The following is a 17,005-nucleotide window of genomic DNA, read 5'->3' as shown; positions in this document are numbered from 1 at the left end:
ATTATAAGAGGTCGTTTAAATTGTTTCTAAAAAATTACTTTTTCTTCAGTAATATTTTTTCATTAGTAAACTGATTTGCTTCGTCTAAAAATGCTATCATTTTGCTCCAATTAATGTTAGGTTCAAAATTGTGCTTGTATTGTTTAGAAGTGTTAATGATAAGTTGATCTCCTTCAACTTTAGCGCTACTTATAAAAGCTCCAGTTTCATTATCAATAGTTTTATTTAATTTATCTAAACCATTAACAGTATAGCCTTCTGGAATGTTTAAAGTAATGTTATAATTAAAACTTCTTGCATTAGTCGTATATATGTTTGAAGTACGTTGGCGTTCTTTTTCTTCAAGATCTATTTGACCTCCGATAAGTTTTCCTATTTCAAGAATATAGTTTGGACCTGCTTTTTTGATTAATGCATTTTTGATTTTAAAACTTTCGGTAAACTTTAGGTATGAATCTAAAGCGTAACGTCCTGTCTCATTAATCTCGTATGTGTAATCTTCAATGTCTTCAACTTGAAACTCTGCCTTGGCGCTTTTTTCAAAGCGTTCCACTTGTTTTGCCTTAATTTTTTCGGCTACAGCGTCTAACTCTTTTTTATATCTAATTTTATCTTTTTTACGTTTTATAAGCTCTATAAATGATGCGGTTTCGTATTTCGCGTAATCTTCGGTAACGTAATCTGTAAACATTAAACGCTCATATTGTTCGTCTTTTTTAGAATGCCCTTTGTAACTGTTTACAGATGTAAGATTCATTCCTGAGAAATCATCATTTAAACTAACGGTGATATCTTTTTTTGTTTCATTATCTAAATGTCTTGATACAGGAAGCTTTCCTTTTTTAATGACATCAATTCTATTTCTAGTTGGAGAAAGTAGGTAAACATCAGTGCCTTCTATTAAAGGTGAAAACTCATTAATATTAGTGTGTATACTAAATAGCTCAGCATAAAGAGGAGTAGCGGTTTTTACTTTAATAAGTACGTTGACATTTTTTTCAATTAATAAATCGTCAATACTACCATCATAGCGTTTTTTAGCAACGACAATTTCATATTTAATTTTTTCACGTTTTAAGAACTCTGTGAAATGGCGTACAAATTGTTTCTGATTTTGAATAAACACAGGATTACCATAGTTCATAAACGGATAGCTCATGATTTCTGCATCCTTTACAATCATAGCTTCCACAAAACGTGTTAAGTAATAATGACGCATAAAATAATAAGCTTCAGTTACTTTTTCGGCATCATTAGCAAAGGTTTTCTTTTTAAAGAAGCGCTTAACATCTCCAACATCTCCGTCTGGTTTAAAGCGGTTGTCATAAAGTTCTAAAACTTCGTCTTTTGAAACAGATGTTTTAATAATATCTTCTTTTTCTGGTAAAAAGGCTAAGGCTCTATCTTCAAACTTCCCAGATCTTGCAAAATAGACCTGAAATTTATAAGAGGGTAATTCTAAAAGTGGATAAGACCAACGCGTAGATTGAATTTTTTCAATATCTGAAGCGACAAGTTCATAACGTCTTATACTGCGTTTTTCTGTTGGAATTTCAGTTAACTTTGGCGCTTCATTAAAAGAGTTGAAATTGATGAAAAAATCATTTTCAGTTTCAAAAAACAGCTTAAAATCTACGACAGGATATTCTTCACCTAAATAAGTTTCAACGGGATTAAATCCAAAAGCATAAGTTGTTTTAAAGGGTTCTAATCGGTAAAAATAGTAATCAATAATATCTCCTATTTCTAAATTAGCAATAGCAACTTTGGTTTCACCATCAACTTCAACAGATTCTTCTTCAACATCAATCTCTATTTCAGTACCATTTGGTTTTACAATTTTTACACCAATATAATTGTTCCCTTTTTCTTTCCATGAAAAACGACCTTTATCTGATCTAAAACGTTTTTTAAATGCAAATTCTGAAAACTCTTCTACGGCAGCTTTGTCTAATAATTTTATACGTTGTCTTATAGAGCTTGTGTAGGTTACGTTTTTTCCAAATTTATGAAAATCGTAATTTTCGTTTTTGTATAGTATTACAGCAGATTCGTTAGTCCATTTTTTTGGTACCTCAGTAACATTTTTATATGTGTCGTTTGTTCCCCAAAAAAAGTCTTTTGCTGCTAATTCTTCTTTAGTTTGTGAAAAAATAGAAATAGAAAAAAATAATAGGAAAGCGGTTAGTCCTTTAATTTTCATGTGTTTTAATTTATTTAATTTTTAATATTACATGCTGTTGGTGTAAACATGTGCTTTTGGTGTCCTTAATTTTTAGTAAGGATTATTTGTTCTTGGTAAAGGGTGTTGAGATCTTTTATAAATGTATTCCACTCTTCAAAATCCTTAGTTTCGATTTTTGCATTCTTAATTTGGAATAGCTTTTTGTATGTCAACGTATTGTTTTCGTTTTTAAAGCTTACGGATAAGTCGTAATTATTACTTGACACCTCAATGTCATTTGGAAGGTGAGTAACGCTATAGCCATTTGGAATTTTTAATTCTGTTGTAGATTCCAAATATTTTTTTGAACTGAATATAAAGTCCACATCACGTTCCTTTAATTCGTAATTACTAAATTCCTTATCCAAATCGAGATCTATGTATATAGAGTTGTCAAAGGTTGAAACGGCATTTTTTACCGTAAGATCATGGGAAATAGTAACGTTAAGTTCTCTGTTAGTTAAATCTGATGTGGTAATGTTACTCACTTTTCTGTTGCTGTCAGCGCTACTTAAATAAGCTTCTAAGAATTCATCTTTTTTATCCGTTTTTAACTGATCAAAATAGTATAAGAGACTAGATCTGCTTTCCCCATTAAATTCCTTTTTTACTTTACCAGTTAGTGTTTCGTTATCTAAAGTGAGTTGATAATTGTAGAATTCTTTATTAAAAGCAACATCGCTTGTTGGTACGTGTTTCAAAATAAAGGCATCGTTGTCTTCAATTAAAACTTGCTTGCCTTGTATACGGTCGGCGTATTCGCCAAGAGCATTAAATTTTTCTGTTCCATCTAAAAATAGGATGTCATCATCTTTAAACAACGTACAAATCATGTGATTATCTACTGATAAATTTGGGGTAGAATAATCATAAGCAATATGTTTGGTGCCAATCCAAGTTAGTCGAGCATCAAAGCCTGCTTCAATTAGCATTTGCTTGGTTAAATTTGCCATGCCTTTACAGTCACCATATCTTTTGTTAAACACATTAGCTGCTTCGTCTGGTTTAAACCCAGCGATACCATCTTCAAAGGCGATATATCTAATGTTGTCTTGTACCCAATAATAAATATTTTTTATTTTTTCTTCGTCGGTTTTAGCATCTTTGGTTAGCTCTGTAACTTTAGATTTTAGATCTGTATTGTCGTTTTCTAAACTGTTTACTAGAGATTTATACCAATTATAAAGGTCTTGAGTAGAGTTAAATATTGGTTGAGTTTCACCTTTTTTGGTGTACGATTTTGCTAAGATTAATAAATGAGGATATACATAAGTTGGTCCTGGAGCATTTGAAACTTTATGCATTGCAGGTACATCTTTAAATGTGTAAGTGTAAATTTTAGATTTGTTTTTTGAGTTGGGTGTTATGGTTTTTTCAATAGTATAACCTTCAAAGTTTAATTCCTTTAACTCAAGGTTTAACCAATCGGGAATTTCAACAGAAATCACCTTTTTTTCAATCGGATAAGAATCATTAAAATAGAGTTTGGTAAAATATTTAATGTCTTTGTAAGTTTTTAAAATATGAGTGCCGTAACGGTATCCTTGCAACGGAAAATCTACATTTGTAAATTTTACTCTAGAATCTACATGAAATAAATCGCTACTTATCGAGGCTTCATCTTTAATATAAAAACCAGCACTTTTGTTATTTTTATATAAGATTTCGAATTCTTCTATTGTAGATTGGTCATTGTAAAAAGAATACTTCTGAATATCAGCACGAGAAATCATGTTTATCATTTTTTCTTTTAAATCATGATTAACCGTTACTTTTTTGTTTCTGCTATCAAAATCAAAGGTGACATAATCAGTACTTTCTTCGAGTGCTATCTCGTCGTCTTTGTGGTCAAATTTTTCTTTCAGAGCTTTGGCTTTAGCAATATCGGAAGCGTCTGGTGCTATTTTTCGTTGGCTATAGGATATGGAAATAAACAAGAGGATAGTAGCGCAGGCAAGTAGTTTTTTGATCATGTAAAAGGGATGTCTAGAATGCTAATATAATTAACCATGCTAGAAATAAAAAGATAATTGCCTTAATATGTGATAATGTTTGCTAAAACTAAAATAGATGGTCTATTTACTTATAGATGCTTTAAATTGATGAGGTGTCATCATTTCCATTTTTTTAAATTGTCGGTTAAAGTAACTGGTGTTGTTAAACCCCGATTTAAATGCAATTTCAGACATTCTTAAATTCTGAGATGTTTTGATGAGTTTTTTAGAAAATTTAATTTTTTCTGAATTGATATAATCAATGGGCGAGATGCCTAAAGTATTTTTAAACTGTTTGTGAAAATGAGAGGTGCTCATATAAGCTTTCTCTGCTAATTGGTCTACTGAGATATCCTTATTGGTTAAATTTTCTTTAATGAATTTAATGACAGTCCCGATTCTAGTATCTGTAAAAATATGAGTGTCATTAGTAATTAGAGATTTGGCTTTGGTTTGAAGTAATCTTATAATTAATTCTTGAATCATTAAATCTAATAAGACATCTTTAGATTTATTAGTGTTTGTAAATGTGTAAGTTAGTCGTTCTATTAAATGGTTGACATCAACATTATTTATAAGGTGTGATGCAGATTCGTCTAAATCCCAATTATTGTTTTCATTTTCAATAGCCACATTGTGATTAAATTTCCCTACAACTTCTTCTATTTTAAAGGCATCAATTCCTAGAGCTAAGCATTGGGTTGGTTTGTTTTTAGTTGCGATAGGGAAATCAATTATCATTTCCTTATTAGTTGGCATTACAACAGATTCTCCAGGGAAAAAATCAAAAGCATCAAAACCTTCTAGGTGCATTACTTTTTTTCCGGTGAGCATACTTGCAATAATAGGGAAGTCAAATTTTAATGATACTTTTTCTGCTATAGCATGTGTTTCATAAATATTAAGCTCTGCATATTCAGCATTATAAGTCGTTCTATTCTCTACTAAAGTAGTTAGTTTTCTGTGGCTTTTATGTTGAGATAATAAGTTGCTCATATTCAATATTACAAAAAAATAGTCTTAAAAATTGTTAATAATAGATATGTTCAAAAATATAATAAATATGTTCAAGTTATTTGGAATATGATAAAATAACTTTATCAAAATTATTAAATAGTCAGTTTTTTGGCTATTAAAATTATAAACTAATAAATAAACACATTAAGGTATGAGTTATTCTAAACCACAATTTAAAGAAAAGTATTTCAATTTTATTAATGGAAAATTTGTGCCACCCGTAGGTGGAGAATATTTTGAAAACACCTCTCCTGTAGATGGGACATTAATTTCAAAATATCCTAGATCGCAAAAAGAAGATATCGAAAATGCTGTTGATGCAGCAAATGCAGCTAAAGAGGCTTGGGGAAATACCTCGGCAACAGAACGTGCTACGCTTTTAAATAAAGTAGCAGATATTATTGAAGCTAATTTAGAAGAATTCGCCGTTGTTGAAACTTGTGATAATGGTAAGCCAATTCGTGAAACCTTAAATGCCGATATCCCTTTATCTGTAGATCATTGGCGTTATTTTGCAGCATGTATTAGGTCAGAAGAAGGTAGTGCTACAGAATTAGATCAGAACACCTTGTCTATGAATATTAAAGAGCCCTTAGGTGTGGTGGGGCAAATTATTCCATGGAACTTTCCTTTATTAATGTTATCGTGGAAATTACCTCCTGCTTTAGCAACTGGTAACTGTGTGGTTTTAAAACCTGCAGAACAAACTCCATCATCTGCAACATTGTTAATGGAGAAAATTGCAGATGTGTTTCCTCCAGGTGTATTAAATATTGTTCATGGTTTTGGTCCAGAAGCCGGAAAGCCTTTAGCGTCGAGTTCTAAAGTGGATAAAGTGGCTTTTACAGGAGAAACTACAACTGGACAGTTAATTATGCAATATGCTTCTAAAAACTTAAATCCAGTGACCATGGAATTAGGTGGAAAGTCCCCAAATGTATTCTTTAATAGTGTAATGGATGAAGATGATGCCTTTTTAGATAAAGCTATTGAAGGAGCTGTTTTGTTTGCCTTTAATCAGGGTGAAGTTTGTACGTGTCCTTCTAGAATTTTAGTGCAAGAAGATATTTATGATGCGTTTATGGAGCGTGTTGTAGCAAGAACAGAGGCTATTGTGCAAACAAGTCCTTATGATGTGAATTCTATGGTTGGAGCACAAGCGTCTAATGATCAATATGAAAAAATACAATCTTATTTTGAAATTGGAAGAGAAGAAGGAGCTAAAGTTTTAACAGGTGGAGAAGCTAATAAATTAGAAGGTGATTTGGCTAACGGTTATTATATTAAGCCTACAATTTTAGAAGGTCACAATAAAATGCGTGTATTTCAAGAAGAAATTTTTGGTCCAGTGGTGTGTGTGACAAAGTTTAAAGATGAAGCTGAAGCTATAGAAATTGCAAATGATACGCTTTATGGCTTAGGAGCTGGAGTTTGGACACGTGATGCTCACCAATTATACCAAATACCAAGAGCTATAAAAGCAGGTCGTGTTTGGGTAAACTGTTATCATGCTTATCCTGCTCATGCACCGTTTGGAGGCTATAAGAAATCTGGGTTTGGTAGAGAGAATCATTTAATGATGATGAGTCATTATAGACAAACCAAGAACATGTTAATTTCTTACGATAAGAACAAATTAGGCTTCTTTTAGAAGTTAATTAATAGCTGATTAAGGCTGGATTAATAGATGTAATTCAGCCTTTTTTTATACCATAAATTATGAAACGAGTAGAAATAACAGATAAAGCTGCAGAGGTTGTAAGACAATTAAAAGCGAAACATGGTGAATTAATTTTTCATCAAAGTGGGGGGTGTTGTGATGGCTCTGCACCAATGATTTTTGAAAAAGGAGACATGTATCTAGATGAAAGTGATATACTTTTAGGTGAAGTTGAAGGGGTTAGTTTTTATATGAATCAAGATCAGTTTGAATATTGGAAACATACCCACTTAACTGTAGACGTTACGGAAGGTAGAGGAGCGAGTTTTTCGTTAGAGATTCCTTTGGGACTCAGGTTTTTAATTCATTCGCGATTACTAACCGAAGAAGAGAACGCTTACTTTAATATGAAAGACGAATAACTTCAAGAATATATATCTAAAGAGTCCATATACGATGTATGTGGGCTTTTTGTGTTTTCATAATTTTATTTCAAATTACAGCTAATATGATATGTTTTAGGGCTTATTTTTAGTAAAAATGAAATATTTTAACTATTCCTGATTATTTTTATTGCTAATTTGGTATATTTATGCTAAATAAATATATATGACTATAGATTTATGTCCAAATTGTAGTAGCGATCAGTACGTTAAAAGCGGAATTGTCAATAAAAGACAGCGGTATAGATGTAAAAAATGCAACTATTATTTTACGGTTAATAAAATAGGTAAGAAGATAGATGACTATTATGTTAATAAATCATTGCAGCTTTACTTAGAAGGTCTTACTTATAGAGAAATTGAAAGGATTCTTGGGGTTTCGCATGTAAGTGTGATGAATTGGGTGAAAAAATACAATATTAAGCGCCCATATAATACAAACTATCATCCAACATATAAGATTTTAAATGCTAGTGAACTTGGTAAGTATTTTTTAGAAACTGAAAATATAAAAGGCGCAGGTGTTGTTGTGACTGAGTTAGGAGATAAATTTATGCTCATTAAATGGGAGCGTTTTAAGGATTAATATATCAAATTAACAAATAAGTATATAATTTATTAATTAAACAGATGTTTTTAAGAGCTTAGTAGGGCACACAGAATTAATTTAAGTACTAACTAATCTTTTTTAAACCATGAAGAAATCAACTTTTTTGTTGATAGGACTGTTTATAATGTTCTTTCAATTTATGATTGCCCAAGGTTCTCCTGATTATTCGGGTGGCCTTAAATTTAAATTTAACGAAGATGGCTCAAAATATCTCCGATTAATTTCTTGGGCGCAAGTTCAAGCCAATTACAATACCGATAAAACTTTTGATAGTAATGGTAATGAAAACAGTAAGTTAAACTTTAATTTACGTCGCGCTAGGGTTTTAATGTTTGCTCAAATAAATAAAGACTTTTTAATTCTTACACATTTTGGATTAAACAGTTTAACGAGCACTACCTTAAGTCTAACCGGTGAAGGTGACGGCTCTCAGCTTTTTTTTCACGATGTTTGGGCACAATACAGTTTAGGTGAAAATCATACTGTAGGTGGTGGTTTACATTATTTTAATGGAATTTCAAGACTAAACAATCAGAGTACGCTAAATATCATGACGCTAGACAACAATCGTCAGTCATGGGCAACTCTTGGTTTATCAGACCAATTTGCGAGACATTTAGGCGTCTTTATGAAAGGAAGTTTCAATAAGCTGCAATATCGAGTAGCTATTAATGATGCTTCTGTGGCTTCATTAGATACTCAAACTGCTGTTGTTGATGGTGCTGCGGTTTATAATGGACGTTCTAGTCTTGGATCTAAAGCAGCAGGGAAAACTTACGCTGGTTATTTTGATTACCATTTTTTAGATCAAGAGTCTAACTTTTTACCTTACAAAGTTGGAACTTATTTAGGTGAGAAAAAAGTATTCAATATTGGTGCTGGCTTCTTTCTACATCCTAAAGGTGCCGTGATAGATACAGGTACAGCTATTGTTGGAGAAGATGTATCCATATTTGCAGTAGATGCTTTTTACGATGCACCAATTGGTGAAAACGGAAGTGCTATTACAGCTTATGCGGTTTATCAGAATAACAACTACGGAAAAAATTATTTATACAAAGTTTACGGAACAGGAAGTATGCTCTATGGTCATGTTGGTTATGTTTTAAATGGAGACAAATTAAAGACAAGATTTCAACCTTACCTCAGTTACGGAACTCATAGTTATGATGCTATTGATGATAACAGGTCTACCTTAGGTGTAGGAATCAATGCGTATATGAGTGGACACAATTCAAAATTAACATTAGAATACATGAATCAGAGTTATGGTGAAATGGATGCAAATACGATTTCACTTCAAGCTATGATTTATCTATAAAACGAAAAAAACTATGAGTGATAAGCAGAAACACGCAACAGCGTACTGGAAAGAAAATGTGAAGTATTTATTTATACTTCTAACCATATGGTTTGTGGTGTCCTTTGGATGTGGCATTCTTTTAAGAGAAGAGTTAAACCAGTTTAAACTTGGAGGTTTCAAACTTGGGTTTTGGTTTGCTCAACAAGGCTCTATATATGTATTCGTGGTATTAATATTCGTATACGTAAGACTAATGAACAAACTAGATAAAAAATACGGTTTCGACGAGTAAGCCATAACTAACAACATTAAATAAAAATATTATGAGTGTACAAACATGGACATGGTTATTGGTCGGCATTACTTTTGCGCTGTATTTCGGAATCGCAATATGGGCAAGAGCAGGCTCAACAAAAGAATTTTATGTTGCAGGTGGAGGAGTATCTCCATTGGCAAATGGTATGGCAACTGCTGCAGATTGGATGAGTGCGGCCTCTTTTATAAGTATGGCGGGTATTATTTCATTCGCAGGTTATGATGGGTCTGTTTATCTTATGGGATGGACAGGAGGTTATGTGTTGTTAGCATTGCTTTTGGCGCCTTACCTTCGAAAGTTTGGAAAGTTTACTGTGCCTGATTTCATTGGAGATAGGTATTATTCTAACACGGCAAGGACTGTTGCTGTAATTTGTGCTTTAATTGTATCATTTACTTATGTAGCAGGTCAAATGCGTGGAGTTGGAATTGTCTTTTCTCAATTTTTACAAGTAGATATTACTTTAGGTGTTCTTATTGGGATGACAGTCGTTTTGATATTCGCTTTATTGGGAGGTATGAAAGGTATTACATATACACAAGTGGCTCAATATTGCGTATTGATTTTTGCTTTTATGGTACCAGCATTCTTCATTTCATTTCAAATGACAGGAAATATTATTCCTCAAATAGGAATGGGAGGTAAAGTAGAAGGTGGTGCCTTTTTATTAGATAAGCTAGATACATTACATACCGAATTAGGGTTTCATGAATATACAAGTGGCACTAAAAGTACATGGGATGTTTTTGCAATTACCTTAGCATTAATGGCTGGTACTGCAGGTTTACCACACGTTATTGTTCGCTTTTTCACAGTGCCTAAAGTAAAAGATGCTCGTAAATCTGCTGGATATGCTTTATTCTTAATTGCAATTCTTTACACCACAGCTCCTGCTGTAGCGGTTTTTTCAAGAACCAATTTAATTGAAACGGTAAGTGATAAGCGTTATGCAGATATTCCTGTATGGTTTAAAAACTGGGAAAATACAGGTTTAATTGCTTGGTCTGATAAAAACGGAGATGGTAAAATTCAATATGTTGCCGGAAATTCATTGTCGAGTAGTAAACCAGAATATGCAGAGGCAAGAGGTGAGCATGGTGAGCGTCTCGTTACCAATAATAGTGATGAAGTAAATGAGTTATATGTTGATAGAGATATTATGGTATTGGCAAATCCTGAAATAGCTAACTTACCAAACTGGGTTATTGGCTTGGTGGCAGCAGGTGGATTAGCGGCAGCATTATCAACCGCAGCAGGATTGTTATTAGTTATATCAACATCAGTTTCACACGATTTAATTAAAAAGCAATTACGACCAGATATTTCTGATAAAGGCGAATTAATGGCAGCAAGAATTTCAATTTTTGTAGCGATTTTAATTGCAGGTTACTTTGGGATTAATCCGCCAGGGTTTGTCGCCGCCGTCGTCGCGCTCGCCTTTGGGCTCGCAGCCGCTTCCTTTTTTCCCGCCATTATTTTAGGCATTTTTGATAAACGAATGAATAAAGAAGGAGCTATTGCAGGTATGGTTGTTGGTATTACATTGATGATGTATTACATGATGCGCTTTAAACTCGATATGTTTGGTGGTGGAACCAGTGAAGATTGGTGGTTTGGTACATCGCCAGAAGGTTTCGGAACTATTGCGATGTGCGTTAATTTTGTAGTTTCTGTTGTGATTTCCAGAGTATCAGTAGCACCACCTCAAGAGGTTCAAGATATGGTTGAAAGTATTAGAATACCTTCTGGAGCTGGTGAAGCTCAAGACCATTAAAACAATAGTGTTTGTAAAATTTTTATAGATCATTATTTTAATTTTATTTAGTTAGAGAATCAGTATTGCAATTTTTGTAATACTGATTTCTTATATTAGTAGATATTTAGTTGTTTCTGCTTATAATTACGAATTCATGAAAAAACGTCACGAACAAAAATTAGTAGTTTTATCTATTGCTTTGTTTTTTGTGTTTAATATTCCTTTTGTCCTCATTTTTAATATTGAAGGCGCCATATTTGGGATTCCAATATTATACTTTTCCTTATTTACGTTTTGGGTAATATCTATTGTGGTTTCGTATATCGTTTTAAAACGTCACTATGAATAGTTACTCCTTAGTTTTTATTATTATCATTTATTTAGCGGTGTTATTTTACATTGCTTTTCTTGCTGAAAAAAAACGACAAAGTAAGTGGGTAAATAACCCTTATGTTTATACATTGTCTTTGGCCGTTTACTGTTCTGCTTGGACATACTACGGAAGTGTTGGTATTGCTGCAAATTCGGGAATTCATTTTTTACCCATTTATATAGGTCCTGTAATTGCAGCACCTTTGTGGATTGTGTTGCTTCGGAAAATTATAAGAATTTCAAAACATCATAAAATTTCATCAATTGCCGATTTTATTTCTTTACGCTACGGAAATAATAGGTTTTTAGGTGCTTTGGTTACAGTAATTTGCTTGTTTGGAACCTTGCCGTATATATCTTTACAGTTAAAGGCTGTTTCAGAAACCTTTGAGATTATATCTGGAGATAATAGTTATATCTCAACGGTTGTTATTGATGACTCTACTTTTTATGTGGCGTTATTACTGGCGATATTTGCTGCATTTTTTGGGACTCAAAATACAGATGCCTCTGAAAAACATAAAGGGATTGTCGCTACTGTGGCATTAGAATCTATATTGAAATTGATTTTCTTTCTAATCATCGGGACTTATATTACATTCTATTTGTTTGATGGTACTTCTGATATTTATGAAAAAATTTCTGTATCAGATAACTTTAAAGACTTAACAACCCTGGGTAAGGTAGAAGATGGCTTTAATTGGTTTTTTATGATTGCCTTGTCGTTTATGGTTGTTTTTTTATTGCCAAGACAATTTCAGGTTACTGTTTTGGAAAATAACAGGGAGAAGCATCTTAAGAAAGCGATTTGGTTGTTTCCATTGTATTTATTGTTATTTAATAGCTTCGTGATTTTTATTGCTTGGGCAGGAAAGCTTACTTTTGGTTCTACAGAAAATGCCGAATATTATACCTTGTTATTGCCTTTAGAACACGGCAATACCTTTTTGGCAACACTTGTGTTTTTAGGTGGTTTTTCAGCGGTGATTTCTATGGTAGTGGTGTCAACATTAGCCTTGTCTACCATGGTGAGTAATAATTTGGTGATTCCATATGGTTTTCTAGATAAATTTATTAAAAATCAACCTGAGCGTAATTCCAAATACATTAAGACCATTCGTCGTATTTCTATTTTTACCATCATTATTACAGCGTATTTCTTTTATGTCTTGTTTTCAAAAGCCTTATCGTTATATTCTATTGGTTTAATCTCATTTGTGATTATTTCTCAATTGGCACCATCGTTTTTTATTGGTTTGTATTGGAATCGTGGATCTTCAAAAGGAGCAATTATTGGTATGATTGTCGGGTTTTGTATTGCTATATATACCTTGGTGTTACCGTTTACATTAGAAGTGTATTCTGGTACGGATGATTTTCGACAATATGGATTGTTGGGTATAGAGGCATTAAAGCCTTATGCTTTATTTGGAATCGATTTTTTAAGTCCGCCATCACATGCTTTCTTCTGGAGTATGACTCTAAATTTATTCTGTTATTTAACGTTTTCGTTACTATCTAAAGGAAATTATAGAGAGCGTAATTACGCAGAGATGTTTGTGGATAGTAAGAATTTTACAAATCTTCAAGATAGTGCCTTGGTGTGGAAAGGTGAAGCTTATGTAACAGATATTAAAAATGTTTTAGCCCGATTTTTGGGAGAGCAAAGAGCGGCACGTGCGCTGAGAATCTTTTTTACAAAGTATGAACTATCACAAGATACACAGTTGGCAGATGCACGTTTAATTAACTTTTCTGAAAAACTCTTAACGGGAAGCATTGGTTCGGCTTCAGCAAAAATATTAATTGCAAGTGTGGTAAAGGAGGAGCAGATTAGTTTGGTTGAGGTTTTAAAGATTTTGGAAGAATCCAAAGAAAATATTGTGAGTAATAAAGTACTTCTAGAAAAATCAAACGAGTTATCTCAGTTAACATCCCGATTAAAAGAAGCTAACGAGGAGTTAATTAGTAAAGACAGACAGAAAGATGAGTTTTTGGATACTGTGGCACATGAGCTTAAGACTCCAATAACAGGCATACGAGCAGCAACCGAAGTTATTATGGATGATGAAGATATGCCCAAAGAGATAAAAGCGCAGTTTTTAAAGAATATTCTACAGGATTCTGACCGTTTAGGACGCTTAATTAATAATATTTTAGATTTTGAAAAGTTAGAAACAGGAGGCTTATTGTTAGACCTAAAAGAACAAGATATTCAGAGAACAATTGCAAAAGCAATTTCTAGTATTTCTCAAATTGCAGCAAAAAAAGAAGTTCAAATTGTAAATAATAATGTGCACTCTTTTATGCTTAGTTATGATGAAGATCGTATTCTTCAAGTGTTAACCAATTTATTGTCTAATGCCATCAAGTTTTGTGAGGCTAAAACGGGCAAAATTATAGTCGATTATAAATTAGGAAATCAACTTATAGAAATTTCAGTTTCAGATAATGGTAAAGGAATTTTAGAAGAAGATTTTCTTTATATTTTCGATAAATTTTATCAATCACAAGACCAAAACACAAGAAAACCAGAAGGGAGTGGTTTGGGTTTGGCGATAACAAAGCAAATTGTAGAAAAGCACAACGGAAAAATTTGGGCAAAAAAAGATATAAAAAACGGCGCAACACTTGTTTTTACAATCCCTTTTAAGTAAATTGAAACCCTAAAGTATGACGAAGAAAATTTTAATTGTAGACGATGAGCCAAATATTGTCATGTCGTTAGAATACACTTTTAAAAAACAAGGATTTGAAGTGTTTATTGCAAGAGACGGAAGTGAGGCTTTAGAAATATTAAAACATCATATTCCTGATGTCATTTTGTTAGATATTATGATGCCTAATGTAGATGGTTATCAGACATTATCGTATATAAAAGAATCTGAAAGTTTAAAGCACATTAAAGTGGTGTTTTTAACAGCAAAAAATAAAGCTTCAGATATTGAAAAGGGTTTAAAACTTGGAGCAGATAAATATTTAACCAAACCTTTTTCAGTAAAAAAAATAGTTTCAGAAATATTGGAACTTGTGACTTAAGAAACAGTCTTTTAGGTCTTTTTTAAATTAGTTCTGTGTGCAAACAAACTAAGTTTAATTAAAATTTAAAGACATGAAATTTCACATTAATCCACTAGCGTCAGATATAATTATAAGCATCTATGTTATAGCTACGCTTTTTATTAGGTTTAAATACGAAAACATTACGAATGTAACTCCTGTGCTTTCTATAGTTGTGGGCATTTGCTTTGTGGTTATTATTTGGGCCCTTATCAAGCTGAAGGTGCTTAATCCTAATTGGTTTGGCTTGCTTAATTCTAAAAAAGTAAAGTCATGAAATACCAAAATTTTTACAACGAAAGCATTAATAATCCAGAACAATTTTGGAAGAATCAAGCCAATGAAATTGATTGGTTTACATCTCCTCAGACGATTTTGTCTAAAGATGAATACGACTATAATCAATGGTTTGAAGATGGCGAACTTAATTTAAGTTATTTGTGTATTGATAAGCATATCAACGATGGTTTTGGAGAGCAAAACGCATTAATTTATGATTCTCCAGTTACCAATACAAAACAGCACATTACCTTTAATCAGTTGCACCACGAAGTTTCTAAGTTAGCTGGAGGCTTACAGAATTTAGGCCTTAAAAAAGGAGATACCTGTATTATTTATATGCCTATGATTCCGCAAGCTGCTTATGCAATGTTAGCTTGTGCAAGACTTGGTGTTATTCACTCTGTAGTATTTGGTGGTTTTGCACCGCATGAGTTAGCTATTCGTATTGATGATTGTAAACCTAAAGCAATTATTACAGCATCAAATGGAGTAGAAATTAAACGTATTATTCCTTATAAGCCATTTGTAGACGAAGCTATAGACAAATCTAAAAATAAGCCAGAACATGTTATTGTTTTTGATAGACAATTAGGTGTCGAAATACCTAAGAAAGCTTATGATGTAGATTATAAAACTTTAGTAGAAGATTCGCCGTCTGTTGAAGCTGTTTCAGTAGCGTCCATACACCCTTCTTATGTGTTGTATACTTCAGGAACAACAGGTACACCAAAAGGAATTATTAGAGATACGGGAGGTTATGCTACGGCGTTAAAATTTTCAATGAAATATATTTATGGAGTAGATGAAGGAGAAACGTTTTGGGCTGCTAGTGATGTCGGTTGGGTTGTTGGTCACAGTTTTATTGTTTATGGACCTTTATTAAATCGAAATACAAGTATCGTTTTTGAGGGGAAGCCTATAAAAACACCTGACGCTTCAACGTTTTGGCGTGTTATTAGTGAACATAATGTAAAAGCTATGTTTACAGCGCCAACAGCAATTAGAGCCATTAAAAAAGAAGATCCTGAGGGAGATATGCTTAAACAATATGACTTATCATGCCTAAAATACCAATTTTTGGCAGGTGAGCGATGTGATGTATCGACGTTAACTTGGGCAGAAAAACAATTAAACATTCCTGTAATAGATCATTGGTGGCAAACCGAAAGTGGCTGGCCAATGTTGGCGAATATGGTAGGAGTAGGTTTGCAGCCTATAAAACCAGGATCGGCAGGCCTACCTGTTTGTGGATATGATATTAAAATTTTAAACGAAGACGGAGAAGAAGTTGAACCTACTGTCGAAGGTTATGTAGCAGTGAAACTGCCATTACCTCCAGGTACTTTAAGTAATCTTTGGGAAAATCCAGAGCGTTTCAAGTTTGGTTATTTACATCGTTTTCCTGGGTGTTATTTTTCAGGAGATGGTGGTTATATCGATGAAGACGGTTACGTATTTATCACAGGTCGTGTAGATGATATTATTAATGTAGCTGGTCATCGTCTATCAACAGCAGAAATGGAAGAAATAGTAGCTTCCCACCAATCGGTTGCAGAATGTGCTGTGTTTGGTGTACATTGTGAAATTAAGGGGCAAAAACCTTTAGGTTTGGTCGTTTTAAAGTCTGATAAGGCTTATGTTGAAGATTTAGTTCAAAAAGAAATTATACAAGACGTAAGGCGCGAAATAGGTGCTGTGGCATCTTTTAGAGATGTGCTTGTTGTAGAACGTTTGCCAAAAACAAGAAGTGGTAAGACGCTTCGGAAATTATTGCGAAATATTGCAGATGAACAACAATTCAATATACCATCAACAATTGATGATGTTGCTATAGTAGAAGAGATAAAATCAGTATATCAAAAACATAATATTGGAATTCATAATAAATAACATAAACTAATAAAAATTAGATTTTCATGCGAATCTATTAGGGGTTTGAAATCTAATTAATACTACTAAATTAATAAA

13 protein-coding genes are annotated in these 17,005 nt (G+C 32.9%); 10 read left to right on the top strand and 3 right to left on the bottom strand.

Going from position 1 to position 17,005, the window contains the following annotated elements:
• Window positions 1-34 precede the first annotated feature (34 nt).
• The 3 genes from KO504_RS08610 to KO504_RS08600 all read right to left on the bottom strand — a co-directional run bounded on the left by KO504_RS08610 (window position 35) and on the right by KO504_RS08600 (window position 5,214).
• The gene (locus KO504_RS08610) at window positions 35-2,203 is read right to left on the bottom strand and encodes a DUF3857 domain-containing protein (RefSeq protein ID WP_215925941.1); all 2,169 of its coding nucleotides are present in this window, start codon (window positions 2,201-2,203) and stop codon (window positions 35-37) included.
• 65 nt (window positions 2,204-2,268) lie between these two features.
• Window positions 2,269-4,197 carry a transglutaminase-like domain-containing protein gene (locus tag KO504_RS08605; RefSeq protein WP_215925939.1) on the bottom strand — a complete coding sequence of 643 codons (1,929 nt, stop codon included), beginning with the start codon at window positions 4,195-4,197 and terminating at the stop codon, window positions 2,269-2,271.
• 102 nt (window positions 4,198-4,299) lie between these two features.
• On the bottom strand, window positions 4,300-5,214 hold the full coding sequence (locus KO504_RS08600; protein ID WP_215925937.1) for an AraC family transcriptional regulator: 915 nt from the start codon (window positions 5,212-5,214) through the stop codon (window positions 4,300-4,302).
• A 172-nt stretch (window positions 5,215-5,386) separates the two neighbouring features.
• On the opposite strand from KO504_RS08600, the gene KO504_RS08595 reads away from it, so the two are divergent.
• The 10 genes from KO504_RS08595 to KO504_RS08550 all read left to right on the top strand — a co-directional run bounded on the left by KO504_RS08595 (window position 5,387) and on the right by KO504_RS08550 (window position 16,927).
• Window positions 5,387-6,886 (top strand): aldehyde dehydrogenase family protein, encoded by a 1,500-nt coding sequence (locus tag KO504_RS08595; protein ID WP_215925935.1) that lies wholly within the window; start codon window positions 5,387-5,389, stop codon window positions 6,884-6,886.
• 68 nt (window positions 6,887-6,954) lie between these two features.
• Complete coding sequence (locus tag KO504_RS08590) at window positions 6,955-7,317, top strand: DUF779 domain-containing protein (RefSeq protein WP_215925933.1); 363 nt, start codon at window positions 6,955-6,957, stop codon at window positions 7,315-7,317.
• 187 nt (window positions 7,318-7,504) lie between these two features.
• Window positions 7,505-7,924 (top strand): IS1/IS1595 family N-terminal zinc-binding domain-containing protein, encoded by a 420-nt coding sequence (locus KO504_RS08585; RefSeq protein WP_215925931.1) that lies wholly within the window; start codon window positions 7,505-7,507, stop codon window positions 7,922-7,924.
• Window positions 7,925-8,033: 109 nt separating this feature from the next.
• Window positions 8,034-9,269, top strand: coding sequence for a hypothetical protein (locus KO504_RS08580; RefSeq protein ID WP_215925929.1), 1,236 nt, complete (start codon window positions 8,034-8,036; stop codon window positions 9,267-9,269).
• 13 nt (window positions 9,270-9,282) lie between these two features.
• Window positions 9,283-9,543, top strand: coding sequence for a DUF4212 domain-containing protein (locus KO504_RS08575; RefSeq protein WP_215925927.1), 261 nt, complete (start codon window positions 9,283-9,285; stop codon window positions 9,541-9,543).
• Window positions 9,544-9,574: 31 nt separating this feature from the next.
• Window positions 9,575-11,341, top strand: a complete 1,767-nt coding sequence (locus KO504_RS08570) for a sodium:solute symporter family protein (RefSeq protein ID WP_215925925.1) — start codon at window positions 9,575-9,577, stop codon at window positions 11,339-11,341.
• 136 nt (window positions 11,342-11,477) lie between these two features.
• The gene (locus KO504_RS08565; RefSeq protein ID WP_215925923.1) at window positions 11,478-11,672 is read left to right on the top strand and encodes a hypothetical protein; all 195 of its coding nucleotides are present in this window, start codon (window positions 11,478-11,480) and stop codon (window positions 11,670-11,672) included.
• Window positions 11,665-14,352, top strand: coding sequence for a sensor histidine kinase (locus KO504_RS08560; RefSeq protein ID WP_215925922.1), 2,688 nt, complete (start codon window positions 11,665-11,667; stop codon window positions 14,350-14,352). Before KO504_RS08565 ends, KO504_RS08560 begins: the two co-directional genes overlap by 8 nt.
• Before the next feature lie 16 nt (window positions 14,353-14,368).
• Window positions 14,369-14,734 carry a response regulator transcription factor gene (locus KO504_RS08555; RefSeq protein ID WP_215925920.1) on the top strand — a complete coding sequence of 122 codons (366 nt, stop codon included), beginning with the start codon at window positions 14,369-14,371 and terminating at the stop codon, window positions 14,732-14,734.
• A gap of 294 nt (window positions 14,735-15,028) precedes the next feature.
• On the top strand, window positions 15,029-16,927 hold the full coding sequence (locus KO504_RS08550; protein ID WP_215925918.1) for an AMP-binding protein: 1,899 nt from the start codon (window positions 15,029-15,031) through the stop codon (window positions 16,925-16,927).
• Window positions 16,928-17,005 lie beyond the last annotated feature (78 nt).

This window comes from Winogradskyella psychrotolerans, from assembly GCF_018860565.1.
Lineage (GTDB): Bacteria > Bacteroidota > Bacteroidia > Flavobacteriales > Flavobacteriaceae > Winogradskyella > Winogradskyella damuponensis.
Note: the sequence above shows the minus strand (reverse complement) of the source record. Positions and strands in the feature narration are given on the sequence as shown.

Coding starts and splice junctions, on each gene's coding strand:
- KO504_RS08575 (WP_215925927.1), top strand. CDS start 9,283: ATGAGTGATAAGCAGAAACACGCAACAGCGTACTGGAAAGAAAATGTG.
- KO504_RS08555 (WP_215925920.1), top strand. CDS start 14,369: ATGACGAAGAAAATTTTAATTGTAGACGATGAGCCAAATATTGTCATG.
- KO504_RS08595 (WP_215925935.1), top strand. CDS start 5,387: ATGAGTTATTCTAAACCACAATTTAAAGAAAAGTATTTCAATTTTATT.
- KO504_RS08570 (WP_215925925.1), top strand. CDS start 9,575: ATGAGTGTACAAACATGGACATGGTTATTGGTCGGCATTACTTTTGCG.
- KO504_RS08580 (WP_215925929.1), top strand. CDS start 8,034: ATGAAGAAATCAACTTTTTTGTTGATAGGACTGTTTATAATGTTCTTT.
- KO504_RS08605 (WP_215925939.1), bottom strand. CDS start 4,197: ATGATCAAAAAACTACTTGCCTGCGCTACTATCCTCTTGTTTATTTCC.
- KO504_RS08565 (WP_215925923.1), top strand. CDS start 11,478: ATGAAAAAACGTCACGAACAAAAATTAGTAGTTTTATCTATTGCTTTG.
- KO504_RS08550 (WP_215925918.1), top strand. CDS start 15,029: ATGAAATACCAAAATTTTTACAACGAAAGCATTAATAATCCAGAACAA.
- KO504_RS08610 (WP_215925941.1), bottom strand. CDS start 2,203: ATGAAAATTAAAGGACTAACCGCTTTCCTATTATTTTTTTCTATTTCT.
- KO504_RS08560 (WP_215925922.1), top strand. CDS start 11,665: ATGAATAGTTACTCCTTAGTTTTTATTATTATCATTTATTTAGCGGTG.
- KO504_RS08600 (WP_215925937.1), bottom strand. CDS start 5,214: ATGAGCAACTTATTATCTCAACATAAAAGCCACAGAAAACTAACTACT.
- KO504_RS08585 (WP_215925931.1), top strand. CDS start 7,505: ATGACTATAGATTTATGTCCAAATTGTAGTAGCGATCAGTACGTTAAA.
- KO504_RS08590 (WP_215925933.1), top strand. CDS start 6,955: ATGAAACGAGTAGAAATAACAGATAAAGCTGCAGAGGTTGTAAGACAA.